This window comes from Thermodesulfovibrionales bacterium (assembly GCA_035622735.1).
In the GTDB taxonomy this organism is placed as follows: Bacteria; Nitrospirota; Thermodesulfovibrionia; order Thermodesulfovibrionales; family UBA9159; genus DASPUT01.
The window spans coordinates 1-12916 of record DASPUT010000246.1 but is presented as its reverse complement, the minus strand read 5'-3'; the positions used below and the strand labels follow the sequence as shown (position 1 = coordinate 12916).

Genomic DNA, 12916 nt, shown 5'->3' with positions numbered 1-12916 from the left:
TATGTATCTTTAGCCCTCGGAATTATTTCACAGATAATGATCGAACCTCCCTTTTCATCAACGAAATAAAAGATCCGGTAACGATCGAACTCGCTGCACCGCAATCTTCGAACGTCATAGCCTTTACCTGCGAGGAATTGGACCGTTTCTGAATTCACCGTTACGTCGCCAAACGAGTGCGGGTATGGATCTGACTTGAGCTTAGTCGGTCGCGCCAATATCTTAAACCCCAATTCCTCGTTATCCCGCATAATATTGGCGAGATCTTCATCCGCACGACGCTCAAATTTTACATTCATGCGGATGACTACAATATATCAGATATGATATATAAGTCAAGGAATTTATATGGCGGTTATAATAACCCGCGAGCACTAAGTGTTGTACATCCTCCTCTCTTTACCTGCATCTTAACATTTGGAAACGAGGCAGAACAAGGGAGTGAGCAAGACAAGGCAGGGCAGACGTGCTAATGGAGAAAGTAATTGGCGGCCCTGATTCGAAAGGAAGCAAACACATTAAAACAATGCCGGTAGTGGCTCAGTGAGAGACTTAGACACTACCCATCCAGAGAGAGATATACCTGCGTGGGTCACTGAAGAGGCCCACGATCGATTTTTGGAGGGGGAGGCATAGGACAATATACTCCCGATTTTTGTAATGTGCGGTAGTTGTGCGATAGGTTTTAGAGGGTCTTTCGACCCCCTATCTATTTGAATTATAACAATTGTTATGGCGGAGAGAGTGGGATTTGAACCCACGGTACGGTTTTAGCGTACACACGATTTCCAGTCGTGCTCCTTCAGCCGCTCGGACATCTCTCCACGCCTTTGAGGCTATCATTGTACACTTTCATGGCTCGAATAGGCAACAGAGTCGGGCTGGAATAGGCCTCTTCGCATGAAGAAGCTTGTCAAAAGGCAAATGGTTTGACCGCATGTTGAGTGCCCTCATCACTCTCCTGATTCCTTGAAAAAGGTCGCGGATGGAAGAAGATGCGCAATCAATAGATATTCTTTAAAAGACCTATTAATTCTGCTTGACAAGCTATCTATTTTTTGATAGCCTTTGATTCGTAATTATATGAGATTCTCATCGTATCCTTCATTATGACGTTAACGTATACAGTATTCCTGCGACAGTTCGCCGGATACGGAGAACGCGTTTGCCATCGTCCGAACCCCTGCACGTATATCGTCAGGGGGTATTTTTGTAATAAAAAATCTTGAAGGAGGAGGTAGAGTTTACTATGGGCACTCATAGTAGCGAGGAAAGCATCGCTGAAAGTCTCAGGAAAAGAGGTGTTTCGCGGAGGGATTTCGTAAAGTTCTGTACCATGATGGCCGCTACACTCGCCCTTCCGACGGGCTTTGCCACGAAGATAGCGGAAGCCCTCGAAAAGGCCAAGAAGCCCTACGTGGTCTGGCTTGAATTTTCGGACTGCGCCGGGGACTCGGAGTCCATGCTCCGTGCTACCAAGCCGACCATCGCAGAAGTAGTCCTGGATGTTATCTCACTCGAGTACCACGAGACGATCATGGCAGGCTCAGGCAAGTTCGCTGAAAAGGCCCTTCAGGACGTTGTGAAGAATCAGAAGGGCAAGTACATCGCGATCGTGGAAGGAGCCATTCCTCTAAAGGACGGCGGCGTTTATTGTTGCATAGGTGGAAAATCGGCTATCGATATCGCGAAGGAAGTCTGCGGCAATGCCCTCGCGACACTGAACGTCGGCTCCTGCTCGAGCTGGGGAGGCATAGCCAGCGCGAGTCCGAATCCTACGGGTGCCGTTGGTGTCGGAGAGGCTGTCTCCGGTATAACCTATGTGAATCTCCCGGGCTGCCCTATGAACGTCGAGAACGTGACCGCTACGATAGTTCATTATCTTACCTTCGGCGCGCTGCCTGCCCTCGACCGGGAACACCGCCCCCTCTTCGCGTACGGCAAGCGCATCCATGACAACTGCGAGAGGCGCGCGCATTTTGATGCGGGACAGTTTGTGAAGCAGTGGGGTGATGAAGGTGCCCGTCAGGGCTGGTGCCTCTATGAAATGGGATGCAAAGGACCAGAAGCTTATTTTAATTGCCCGACGATAAAATGGAATGGCGGAACGAGCTGGCCTGTTCAGGCGGGACACGGCTGTTTCGCTTGCGCGAGCACCAAGAACTGGGATGCGTTCGGCCCGATTTACAAGAGACTCGAAAACGTTCCTGGCGCCGGTTATCAGACCACTGCCGACAAGATCGGGCTCGGGGCAGCGGCAGTTGCGGCTGCAGGCGTAGCAGCACATGCGATCATAAGGGGCATGAAAGGCAAACCGAAGGAAGAGGAAAAATAAATACAAATAAAAGGAGGTTGTCAGCATGGCAAAGATTGCGATCGATCCGATAACACGAATTGAAGGGCACCTGAGGATAGAGGCTCAGGTGGACGGCGGTAAAGTCACGCAGGCGTGGTCGTCAGGCACCATGTTTCGCGGAATCGAGCTTATCCTGAAAGGGAGGGACCCGAGGGAGTGCTGGGCATTCGTCTCCCGAATATGAGGGGTTTGAACAACGGTCCACGCACAAAGCTCCGTGAGAGCCGTGGAAAATGCAGTTGGGGCAGTAATTCCTCCGAACGCCAGGATAATCAGGAATATTATTAACGGTATCCAGTACGTTCAGGATCATGTCATACATTTCTATCACCTCCACGCCCTGGACTGGGTCGATCCGGTCAGTGCGCTGAAGGCAGACCCTGCGAAAACAGCCGCCCTTGCTCAGTCTCTCTCTGACTGGCCTAAGTCCTCAGCGCCTTACTTCAAGGCCGTGCAGGACAAGGTGAAGGCCCTGGTCGAGAGCGGACAGCTTGGCATTTTTGCAAGCGGCTACTGGGGGCATCCCGAATACAAGCTCCCGCCCGAGGCGAACCTCATGGCGGTTGCCCACTACCTCGAGGCGCTCGACTGGCAGAAGGACGTCATCAGAATACAGGCGCTGCTCGGCGCGAAGAACCCCCACCCTCAGACCTGGCTCGTGGGCGGCATGTCGATACCGATAGACCCGAACAGCCAGAATGCGCTGAATGCGGGCGGTATCGCGCTCATGAATCAGCTCGCGGCGAAGGCCCATGCCTTCGTCGAAAAGGTTTATATTCCTGATCTCCTAGCCGTAGCCTCTTTCTATAAGGAATGGGCAGGCATAGGAGGCGGGGTCGGGAATTACCTCTCCTACGGTGAATTCCAGAATGACGATGTGAGCAATACGACCAATACCTGGCTGCCGCGTGGATTCATCAGGAACAAGAATCTGAGCAAAGTCGAACCGGTTTCGCAAGAAAAGGTGACCGAAGATGTTGCTCACGCCTGGTATAAGTACAACGGCGGAGACAATAAGGCATTACATCCCTATGAGGGGGAGACCAATCCGAACTATACCGGCCCGAAACCTCCCTATGAATTTCTCGATACCGAGAAGAAGTACAGCTGGGTCAAGGGAATCCGCTACGACGGCCTTTCGACAGAGGTCGGCCCCCTTTCGAGGATGCTCGTTGCCTATGCCTCGGGTCATAAACGGATACAGGAAGTCGTGAATATGGTCCTGCAGAAATTGGGTGTCGGACCGACCGCGCTCTTCTCGACCCTCGGAAGGACTGCGGCCAGGGGTATCGAGACACTCGTCACCTCAGAGATGCTCCCCGTATGGATCGGCGAACTCGATGCGAAGATCAAGTCCGGAGACCTCCGCATCCATAATCCTGAAAAGTGGGAGCCCTCGTCCTGGCCGAAAGAGGCGAAGGGGTTCGGCTTCCATGAGGCACCCCGTGGTTCGCTCTGCCATTGGGTCGTGATCAAGGACGGAAAGGTCGACAACTACCAGTGCGTTGTCCCGGGCGGCTGGAATTCTTCGCCGAGGGATGCAAAAGGTAATCCCGGCCCCTATGAAGCAGCCCTCGTTGGAACGCCGATGAAAGACTCTGCCAAGCCCCTGGAGATACTCAGGACGATTCATTCCTTCGACCCCTGTATGGCGTGCGCCATTCATGTCGTCGATCCGGAGAAGAATGAGTTAATAAAGGTTAAGGCGTTATAGGAGGCGGCCATGTTAAAAAGGGTATATGTCTGGGAGTTTCCTGTAAGACTGACGCATTGGCTCAATTTCGCTGCGATCCTGACATTGGCGATAACCGGTTTTTACATCGGCGCTCCCTTTATCAATGCCGTTCGAGAGAAGCAGCTCATCATGGCGAAGTTCCGGTTCATCCACTTCATTGCGGCCTATGTCTTTGTTATGGCCGTCCTGGTACGGATTTACTGGTGGTTCGTGGGTAACCGCTACTCTCATTGGGATCAGTTTCTCCCGATCAGCAGCGAGAGACGAAAGAATCTCTACGGGACCGCGGAGTTTTACTGCTTCCTGAGAGAGCATTGCCCTGAGTCGATCGGCCATACCGGCATCGCCGGACTCACCTACTTCTTCCTCATCATCCTCTTCGTGATCGAGATACTCACGGGTTTTGCGCTTTATTCGCAGAGCCATGCGGGAGCATTGTGGACTCTGCTGGGCGGTTGGCTTTTTGCCATAATGAATGAGGGTACGGTGAGACTCGTCCACCATTGTATCATGTGGCTCATCGCCGTCTTCGTTATCCTCCATATCTACATCGGCTGGCATAACGACATCATGGAGAGAAACGGCCTCATGAGCTCAATCTTCAGCGGATACAAGTCGAGAAAGGCATAAAAGGCCTTGACGACCGCGCTCATAGGTCTCGGCAACATTCTGCTCAAGGATGAAGGGGTCGGGGTTCATGCGGTGAACACCATAGGGGAGAGATATGATTTCTCTCCTGAAATTGAAATCATAGATGGTGGCACGCTTGGCCTCGACCTCCTCCATTTTTTTGAAGGCAAGGAAAAGATCCTCATCATCGACGCCGTGGATTTCCGGAAAGAGCCGGGTTATGTTGGTATTCTGGAGGGAGATGCGATTCCCTCTTCCCTTTTCTCAAAGCTGTCCGTTCATCACATCGGACTCTCCGATCTCCTCTTCGCCGCCAAGTTAAAGGACCTGACGCCGTCGAAGCTCTGCCTCATCGGCGTGCAACCGCAGTCCCTTGAGCTGGGACTCGAAATGACCGACACGATCCGTGATAAAATGAAAGATGTGATAGCGATGACGATCCAGAAATTGAAGGAGTGGAATATAGCATGTGTCTCGCGGTCCCCTCAGAAATTATCAGTCTGAATGATTCGATAGCCACGATCAGCATCGGCGGCGCGCAGAGGGAGGTGAGCCTCCTTCTCCTTCCCGAGGAGGTGCGAGTCGGCGACTTCGTGCTTATTCACGCTGGATTTGCGATTCAGAAGATGGATCGTGAGGCGGGCCTGGAGGCGCATCGCATTTTACACGAGCTTAAGGAGTCAGGGGTTTTCGATTCAGAAGAACTCTGCCTGTGAAGAGATACGTATTCGCGATAACAGGCGCAAGCGGGTCTGTCTTCGGCATCAGGGTCCTTGGACAGCTCGTCGGGTCAACCGAAGTCCATGTCATCATCTCATCCCAGTCTTTCCCGATCATCAAACACGAAACGGGCATCGACTGGTCGGCGGACACTCCCTCAGGCATAGAGAAGAAGATCAGGGGTCACTTCCGCTCGAAGCAGATCTCCTATCATAGGGAAAGCGATCTCGCCTCCTCCCTCTCAAGCGGCTCCTTCATCACGGATGGGATGCTCGTTGTCCCCTGTTCCATGAAGACCCTTTCCGGCATCGCCTGCGGCTACGCAAACAACCTCATCGAGCGGGCTGCCGATGTAACGATAAAAGAAGGAAGGAAGCTTCTCCTTTCGCCGCGTGAGATGCCCTTCAGCGCGATACATCTCGAGAATATGCTCAGACTCGCAAGGCTCGGCGTGACGATAGCGCCGCCTGTTCCGGCATTCTATCACAGGCCGAAGGACCTCGATGATATCGTCGATTTCGTTGCGGGAAAGATTCTCGATTCCTTCGGCATAGCACATAAGCTTTTCTCGCGGTGGACCGACTGAGTCGGACCACTCCCTTCGAATAGCTTTCGCTTTTCTCCGTTCTCAGCAAAGGTGGAGCGTATGATCTATCTCATAGCCTTCTCGGAAAAATCTGATAAACTAGAAACATGCTGAAAGAGAGTTGTCCAGGATCCAAAGAGATACGGAACCCCTACCCTGAGGAGATCATCTGTTTCTGGTGCGAAACATCCAACGAGATGTGGAGCGATGAGACCGAAACCGCCTGCAAGAAGTGCGGCAAAACGATTTCGCGGGATCTGGGGGTGACCTGTCTGCAGTGGTGCCCGGCTGCGCGGGAATGCGTCGGTGCGGAGAAGTACGAGCGGTTGATGAAGGCGGTGAAGAGGTAGCCTCAGCAGTGCCGTTTCGTACAAGACGCTTTCTCTCGTTCCGGTTCGCTGCTCCGCTTGTGCTCGCGCTTCCGATTCTGCCGATCAGCTCCCGACTCTTGCAACTTGTTTGATAATCGGGTATTCTCAAATGAGAGGCGACAAGAATGAGGAGGCGGCCAGCAGTAGCAGGGCAGTTTTACCACGGGACATCGGTCAAACTAAACCATCAGGTCCAGCAGTATGTTGATGCCCGGAACCCCGCCAAACAAAACGCTTTAGGAATACTCTCTCCTCACGCCGGTCTCATCTATTCAGGATCAGTAGCGGGTTCCGTCTATTCGCAGATCCTATTCCCGGAGACCTTTATCCTCATAGGACCGAATCATACGGGACTTGGCGCTCACATGGCCCTCATGGACCATGGTGAGTGGGAGATTCCTACCGGTGTGCTGAACGTCGATGAAAGGCTTTCACGGAAGATCCTGGCGAATGTGCCGATGGTCTCGAGCGACACACAAGCCCATCTCTTTGAGCATTCCCTCGAAGTGCAGTTGCCTTTCATCACGTATTTTTCGAAGGAAACAAAGATCGTGCCGTTGACGATCATGTCCGCCACGCCCGAAGACTGCAAGCTCCTTGGTGAGGGGATCGCAAAATCGATTCGTGAGGTCCCCTACCCTGTCGTGATCGTCGCAAGTTCGGATATGAGTCACTACTTGTCCGATGATACCGCCCGGAGGAAGGATAAAATGGCCATTGACAGGATGGTATCGCTCGACCCCGAAGGACTCTATAGGACGGTCAAGAGAGAAGAGATATCCATGTGCGGCTACCTGCCGGCAACGGTGATGCTCCATGCCGTGAAGAGTCTCGGCGCAAGCGTGGCGAAGCTCATTAGATACGCCACTTCTGCCGAAGTGAGCGGCGATTACGATCATGTTGTCGGGTATGCCGGCATCATTATTTCCTGAATTTTCTGATCCTTCTCTTGTCTTGTCGCGTCAACCGAGACGACCATTTTCCTCTTGCCCAAACCCCTTCTTTTTTGGTATAAATAGATAGGTTCTGTGGAGGACCCATGAAAAAGGGGTGGTTGCCTGCCCTGTTTGTGAAAGGCGAAAGAGTTGATCCGGCAAATTAGATCTTTTGGGAGTCTGAGTGTAGAGTTCGGTGTGCATGCTGAGCGTCATGCCCAGAAGCCTAATGACTCTTCCGGGACACCCACCTATGACATAGGCGGATCTGATTTTTCGTCTGCACGGCAGGGCGGGTTTATCTGGCTTGTTGTTTTCGTTTTCACTCTTCTGAGAATTATAGATAATAAAATAAAGGAGTCTTGTGGAGCGCCTCTATTCAGCGTGTCAAGAGGAGGAGCTCCAGAATGCCCGTTTGGGTATCGTCGCCATGACCGAGACCCCCGATATTCAGCAATCTCAGAAGCCAACCCCGCGTAAGCTCAAGAAGCCAGGAACCTTCCCTCCCTTGAACCACTAAACGAAAGGGGGACTATATCCGATGATCGATACCGGATATCTACTCATCTCCGTCGCTGTCGGCACGGTTCTTGGTATTCTCTTGAGCCTCGTATACAAACGTTCTATCCGGAACCAGCGTCTGACAATCCTGAAAGAGCGGGATGAACTCGTCGAGGAAGCGAAAAAGAGAGCTGACGCAATAAAAAAGGAAGCGGCATTAGAGGCAAAGGACTCGGTATTCCAATCCAAATCAGAGGCTGAAAAGGAGATCAGGGAGAGGCGGCAGGAACTTAACCAGCTCGACAAGCGGGTCAGGCAGAAAGAAGAGGCCCTGGAGAGAAAGTTCGACCAGATCGAAAAGAGAGAACACGAGCTCAACAAGAGGGAGAAGGAACACAACTCGCGGGAGCGCGCGATCCACGACCGAGAGACCCATTACAATCAGATCATAAAGGAGCAGCTCACTGCCTTAGAAAGGATTTCCGGCACGAGTGCCGAGGAGGCGAGACAGGAGATCCTGAGGAGAGTGGAGGAAGAAACACGCTTTGAGGCAGCAAAACTCGCCAAACGGATCGAGGATGAAACGAGGGAGATCGCAGAAAAGAAATCCAAAGAGATTGTGAGCGCCGCAATCCAGCGGTATGCGAGCGACTATGTTGCCGATGGGACGGTGACCGCCGTGAACCTGCCAAACGACGAGATGAAGGGGAGAATCATCGGTCGCGAAGGCCGCAATATCAGGGCCCTCGAGGCTGCCACCGGTGTTGACCTCATTGTCGACGACACCCCGGAACTCGTAACGCTCTCCGCCTTCGACCCCGTAAGGAGGGAGATAGCCCGACTTTCGCTCGAAAAGTTGATTGCGGACGGCAGGATACATCCTACACGGATTGAGGAAGTCGTCGAGAAGATCAAGAAGGACGTCGACGCGACGATTAAAGAAGAGGGAGAAAAGGCGATCTTCGATCTCGGGCTTTCCGGGATCCACCCGGAACTCGTGAGACTTCTCGGAAGGCTGAAGTACCGTACATCGTACGGACAGAACATGCTCCAGCATTCGCGAGAAGTCGCCTATCTCTCCGGCATGATGGCTGCTGAACTCGGCGTCGATATAAAACTGGCCAAGCGCGGCGGACTCCTCCACGACGTCGGCAAGGCAATCGACCATGAGATTGAAGGATCCCATCAGGAAATCGGCGCGAATGTCGCAAAGAAACACGGTGAGAACTTCAAGGTCGTCAACGCCATTCAGGTTCACCATGGTGAGGGAGAGCCGGCCACGGTCGAGGCTGCCCTTGTTGCGGCTGCTGATGCGCTCTCCGCAGCGAGACCCGGCGTCAGGAGGGAGAGCATCGAGAACTATCTGAAGAGACTCGAGAAACTCGAACAGATGGCATTGTCATACAAAGGTGTCGACAAATGCTATGCCATTCAAGCCGGCAGGGAGGTCAGGATTATCGTAAAGCCGGAAGATGTCACGGATGATATGGCATCAGTGCTTTCGAGAGACCTCTCAAAAAAGATCGAGTCTGAATTGACCTACCCCGGACAGATCAAGGTGACGGTCATCAGGGAATCGAGATTTGTGGAGTATGCGAAATGAGGAAGAGGAGATCTTTCGCGATTCCGTAAGGTATTATCCAGCGTGAAGGTCCTCTTCATAGGCGATATCGTCGGTAAGGTCGGAAGGAATGCCCTTAAGGCCCTTCTTCCTTCGGTCGTGGCGAAATACAAGATTGACTTCGTCATCGCGAACGGCGAGAATGCCGCGGCAGGCTTCGGAATCACCGAAACCGTTGCCGCGGAAATCTTCGCGAGCGGCGTTCATGTTATCACGAGCGGGAATCACATATGGGATAAGAAGGAATCGCTGCCGTACCTTGCCAAAGAGAACAGGATCCTTCGACCGCTTAATTATCCCCCCGGGGTGCCCGGTTATGGGAGCGTCCTTTACGCACTCGAAAGGGTGAAAATTGCCGTGATCAATATTTCGGGGAGGGTATTCATGGCGAACATCGATTGTCCTTTCAGGACGGGCTTGGCAGAGATCGAGCGAATCAGTTCCGAGACGAACTGTATCATCGTAGATTTCCACGCAGAGGCGACATCGGAAAAGATCGCCTTCGGTTATTTTGTGGACGGAAAGGTGAGCGCTGTTCTCGGCACCCATACGCACGTGCAGACTGCCGATGAAAAGATACTCCCCGGCGGGACGGCGTATATTACCGACACGGGCATGACCGGGCCGTCGGTTTCAGTGATCGGAATAGAGAAGGAGCAGATCATCGAGAGATTTCTCCTCCAGATGCCCCTGAGGTTCGAAACCGCAAAAGGGGCGGGGATTCTTTCTGCGGTCGCTCTCGAAATAGACGAGAAAACGGGAAGGTCTCAGACCATACAGCGGCTACAACTGACATATCCGTAATGCCGTTTCTCAACGATCGTTCCCGGCCGGGCGAAATGCGAAAACGAGCGCGGAATCTCCGTCCTGAGTTTGTCGCGAGATACGGAAAGGAGCTGACGAAATGGAAGCGAGGGTAAAATACATTGACGGCCTTCAGTTTGTCGGCGAGGCCTCATCCGGGCATGCCATAGTCATGGACGGCGATACGACCTTTGGTGGAAGGAATACGGCGGTCAGACCGACTGAACTCCTCCTCATCGGACTCGGTGGCTGCTCCGGCATGGATGTCATCTCTCTTCTGAAGAAGAAAAGACAGGAAGTGAAAGGGCTCGAAATCTTCTTGAAGGGCACTAAAGCTGAGAGCCATCCCCAGAAGTTCACCCAAATCAGCCTCGAATTCGTCGTTACCGGCCGGGACCTTTCGGAAGAGGCGGTGAAAAGGTCCATTGACCTCTCGATGGAAAAATACTGTTCTGTCAAGGCGACGATCGATGCTTCGGTGGAGATCGCCGTCAGCTATAGGATCGTCGAAGGATAGGAAGAAGAGGATGCAGTTGACGGGATAAGAATTTCGGATTGAGATCGCTCCTAAAATATGTCGCGACCTTAGGTTTTGTCGGCTACCTCCCCGCAGCGCCGGGTACCTGGGGTTCGCTCGTTGCTGCGATCCTCTTTGCGCTTTTGAAGCCTGACGATGTCGCGACGGTTTATCTCCTCATTGCCGCGCTCTGCATCGGCACCATCTCCGCCCATCATGCTGAAAAGGTTCTCAACGAGAAGGACAGCAGCCATATCGTCATAGACGAATTTGCAGGATACATCGTCTCTGTCCTCTTGCTCCCAGCCCGTCTGCCCTACTACCTCTCAGCCTTTCTTTTATTCAGGTTTTTCGATATACTAAAACCGCCTGCCCTCAGGAGAATAGAGCGGTTTCCCGGAGGGATCGCCATTATGGCAGATGACGTATTGGCAGGGGTTTATACAAACATCGTCTTACAGGTATGGAAAGCACTGACAGAGACTTAGTAGAAAGGATCCATGCTAGTTTCAAAGGTTCCGGACTGCGGCTGAGCGTCGCCGAGTCCTGTACGGGAGGGTTTATCAGCCATCTCTTGACAACCCTTCCCGGCGCGTCACTCTTCTTCGACTCCTCCGTTGTCAGTTACTCCGCCTCGTCGAAGGTCGAGATTCTCGGAATAAGAAAATCCTTAATCAGGAACCACGGGGCCGTCAGTGATGAAGTGGCGCGGGCCATGGCCGTGGCTATTCGGAAAAAGAGAAAAACCGACTATTCCCTCGCGATAACCGGTAACCTTGGACCCGAGCCGATGGAAGACAAGAAAATCGGTCTCGTCTATATCGCTGTCGATCGCGAAGCTGAGACCGTTTCGAGGGGGATGTTATTCGACGGAGAAAGAGAAGAGATTAAGAAGAAGGCCGCTCTGTCTGCGCTCGAACTCCTCAGGGAGGTTGTTGAGGTATGGGGATAAGATGTTTTATCGCCATTCCCCTTGATGCCGTCATTAGGAAAGAGATCTCTTCTTTTATTGATTATCTCGGGAAGAGCGGTGCAGATGTGAAATGGGTTCGTGCGGAGAATCTTCACATTACCTTAAAATTCCTGGGAGATACGGAGGAATATCTCCTCCCGGATATAAAAGAGAAGCTCTCGAATATATCCTCTCTCCATAAGCCTTTTACGGTTCACCTCTCAGGAACCGGTCTCTTTCCGGACAGGAGGAAGCCCCGTGTTGTCTGGATAGATTTTGGAGGCGGTCAGGAGCTTAGTAAACTTCAAGAAACTGTTGAGGAAAATCTAGCAAGTCTCGGTTATAATAAAGAAAAGAGGCGTTTTTCTCCTCATCTGACGGTAGGAAGGGTCAGGTCTTCTAGGAACCTGGACTCCCTTCTCAGAGGAATGGAAGAGCAGAGAGATAAAGACTTTGGTAATATAGAAGTCGCGTCATTTCTTTTGATGAAAAGCGACCTGAAACCAGGCGGTGCGGAATATGCGGCGATCGCTGAATTTAACCTTAAGAAGGAGGAAAAATGACCGGTAAGGAGAAGATAAAGGCACTCGAGATGGCGATCTCTCAAATCGAGAGGAACTTCGGGAAGGGAGCCATCATGAAGCTCGGCGCAGACGGCGTCGCAGAGGGCATACAGGTGATATCTACAGGCTCACTCACCCTGGATAATGCCACAGGTATCGGAGGATACCCGAGGGGAAGGGTCATCGAGATATACGGCCCCGAGTCTTCAGGAAAGACTACCCTCGCACTTCACGCGATTGCCGAAGCCCAGAAGGCGGGGGGTGTGGCGGCTTTTATCGATGCCGAACATGCCCTCGATATAACCTATGCACAGAAGCTCGGGGTGAAAGTTGAAGACCTCCTCGTTTCGCAACCCGATACGGGCGAGCAGGCACTTGAAGTGACCGAGGCCCTCGTGAGAAGCGGAGCGGTCGACATTATCGTGATAGATTCCGTCGCTGCCCTTGTCCCGAAGGCCGAGATTGAGGGCGATATGGGAGATTCCCTGCCCGGTCTTCAGGCGAGGCTCATGAGCCAGGCATTGAGAAAACTCACTGCAGCGATATCAAAGTCTCTTTCAACCGTCGTCTTTATCAATCAGATACGGATGAAGATCGGTGTCATGTTCGGCAACCCGGAGACGAC

General features: G+C 52.5%; 15 protein-coding genes, 1 tRNA gene, 1 other RNA gene and 1 pseudogene. 17 read left to right on the top strand and 1 reads right to left on the bottom strand.

Annotation, left to right across the window (positions count from 1 at the left end):
• Positions 1–733 precede the first annotated feature (733 nt).
• Positions 734–824: transfer RNA gene (locus VEI96_12805), tRNA-Ser, on the bottom strand.
• Between the two features lie 425 nt (positions 825–1249).
• On the opposite strand from VEI96_12805, the gene VEI96_12800 reads away from it, so the two are divergent.
• The 17 genes and pseudogenes from VEI96_12800 to recA all read left to right on the top strand — a co-directional run.
• Complete coding sequence (locus VEI96_12800; protein ID HXX58872.1) at positions 1250–2335, top strand: hydrogenase small subunit; 1086 nt, start codon at positions 1250–1252, stop codon at positions 2333–2335.
• Between the two features lie 25 nt (positions 2336–2360).
• Complete coding sequence (locus VEI96_12795) at positions 2361–2540, top strand: hypothetical protein (GenBank protein HXX58871.1); 180 nt, start codon at positions 2361–2363, stop codon at positions 2538–2540.
• Between the two features lie 21 nt (positions 2541–2561).
• Positions 2562–4070, top strand: a pseudogene (locus tag VEI96_12790) (nickel-dependent hydrogenase large subunit).
• Positions 4071–4079: 9 nt separating this feature from the next.
• Entirely contained in the window at positions 4080–4721 is a 642-nt protein-coding gene (gene cybH, locus VEI96_12785) for a Ni/Fe-hydrogenase, b-type cytochrome subunit (GenBank protein HXX58870.1), read from the top strand.
• 6 nt (positions 4722–4727) lie between these two features.
• The gene (locus tag VEI96_12780) at positions 4728–5225 is read left to right on the top strand and encodes a HyaD/HybD family hydrogenase maturation endopeptidase (GenBank protein ID HXX58869.1); all 498 of its coding nucleotides are present in this window, start codon (positions 4728–4730) and stop codon (positions 5223–5225) included.
• Entirely contained in the window at positions 5189–5437 is a 249-nt protein-coding gene (locus VEI96_12775) for a HypC/HybG/HupF family hydrogenase formation chaperone (GenBank protein HXX58868.1), read from the top strand. The genes VEI96_12780 and VEI96_12775 overlap by 37 nt, the downstream gene beginning before the upstream one ends.
• On the top strand, positions 5434–6027 hold the full coding sequence (locus tag VEI96_12770) for a flavin prenyltransferase UbiX (GenBank protein HXX58867.1): 594 nt from the start codon (positions 5434–5436) through the stop codon (positions 6025–6027). The genes VEI96_12775 and VEI96_12770 overlap by 4 nt, the downstream gene beginning before the upstream one ends.
• Positions 6028–6134: 107 nt before the next feature.
• The gene (locus tag VEI96_12765; protein ID HXX58866.1) at positions 6135–6377 is read left to right on the top strand and encodes a hypothetical protein; all 243 of its coding nucleotides are present in this window, start codon (positions 6135–6137) and stop codon (positions 6375–6377) included.
• Between the two features lie 146 nt (positions 6378–6523).
• Entirely contained in the window at positions 6524–7330 is an 807-nt protein-coding gene (gene amrB, locus VEI96_12760; protein HXX58865.1) for an AmmeMemoRadiSam system protein B, read from the top strand.
• 120 nt (positions 7331–7450) lie between these two features.
• A non-coding RNA gene (ssrS, locus tag VEI96_12755) (6S RNA) lies at positions 7451–7636 on the top strand.
• A 238-nt stretch (positions 7637–7874) separates the two neighbouring features.
• Positions 7875–9437 carry a ribonuclease Y gene (rny, locus tag VEI96_12750; GenBank protein ID HXX58864.1) on the top strand — a complete coding sequence of 521 codons (1563 nt, stop codon included), beginning with the start codon at positions 7875–7877 and terminating at the stop codon, positions 9435–9437.
• A gap of 42 nt (positions 9438–9479) precedes the next feature.
• Entirely contained in the window at positions 9480–10259 is a 780-nt protein-coding gene (locus VEI96_12745; GenBank protein HXX58863.1) for a TIGR00282 family metallophosphoesterase, read from the top strand.
• A gap of 100 nt (positions 10260–10359) precedes the next feature.
• Positions 10360–10776, top strand: coding sequence for an OsmC family protein (locus VEI96_12740; GenBank protein HXX58862.1), 417 nt, complete (start codon positions 10360–10362; stop codon positions 10774–10776).
• Positions 10777–10814: 38 nt separating this feature from the next.
• A complete protein-coding gene (locus VEI96_12735; GenBank protein HXX58861.1) occupies positions 10815–11264 on the top strand; it encodes a phosphatidylglycerophosphatase A in 450 nt (149 codons plus the stop codon).
• Positions 11240–11728: a CinA family protein gene (locus tag VEI96_12730; GenBank protein HXX58860.1), complete on the top strand. Its 489-nt coding sequence runs from the start codon at positions 11240–11242 to the stop codon at positions 11726–11728. The genes VEI96_12735 and VEI96_12730 overlap by 25 nt, the downstream gene beginning before the upstream one ends.
• Positions 11719–12291 (top strand): RNA 2',3'-cyclic phosphodiesterase, encoded by a 573-nt coding sequence (gene thpR / locus VEI96_12725; GenBank protein ID HXX58859.1) that lies wholly within the window; start codon positions 11719–11721, stop codon positions 12289–12291. The genes VEI96_12730 and thpR overlap by 10 nt, the downstream gene beginning before the upstream one ends.
• Positions 12288–12916, top strand: a 629-nt coding sequence (gene recA, locus VEI96_12720) for a recombinase RecA (GenBank protein HXX58858.1), incomplete at its 3' end; no start/stop codon positions are given. The genes thpR and recA, both read left to right, overlap by 4 nt.

Coding starts and splice junctions, on each gene's coding strand:
- amrB (HXX58865.1), top strand. CDS start 6,524: ATGAGGAGGCGGCCAGCAGTAGCAGGGCAGTTTTACCACGGGACATCG.
- VEI96_12800 (HXX58872.1), top strand. CDS start 1,250: ATGGGCACTCATAGTAGCGAGGAAAGCATCGCTGAAAGTCTCAGGAAA.
- VEI96_12765 (HXX58866.1), top strand. CDS start 6,135: ATGCTGAAAGAGAGTTGTCCAGGATCCAAAGAGATACGGAACCCCTAC.
- cybH (HXX58870.1), top strand. CDS start 4,080: ATGTTAAAAAGGGTATATGTCTGGGAGTTTCCTGTAAGACTGACGCAT.
- rny (HXX58864.1), top strand. CDS start 7,875: ATGATCGATACCGGATATCTACTCATCTCCGTCGCTGTCGGCACGGTT.
- thpR (HXX58859.1), top strand. CDS start 11,719: ATGGGGATAAGATGTTTTATCGCCATTCCCCTTGATGCCGTCATTAGG.
- VEI96_12775 (HXX58868.1), top strand. CDS start 5,189: ATGTGTCTCGCGGTCCCCTCAGAAATTATCAGTCTGAATGATTCGATA.
- VEI96_12730 (HXX58860.1), top strand. CDS start 11,240: ATGGAAAGCACTGACAGAGACTTAGTAGAAAGGATCCATGCTAGTTTC.
- VEI96_12795 (HXX58871.1), top strand. CDS start 2,361: ATGGCAAAGATTGCGATCGATCCGATAACACGAATTGAAGGGCACCTG.
- VEI96_12740 (HXX58862.1), top strand. CDS start 10,360: ATGGAAGCGAGGGTAAAATACATTGACGGCCTTCAGTTTGTCGGCGAG.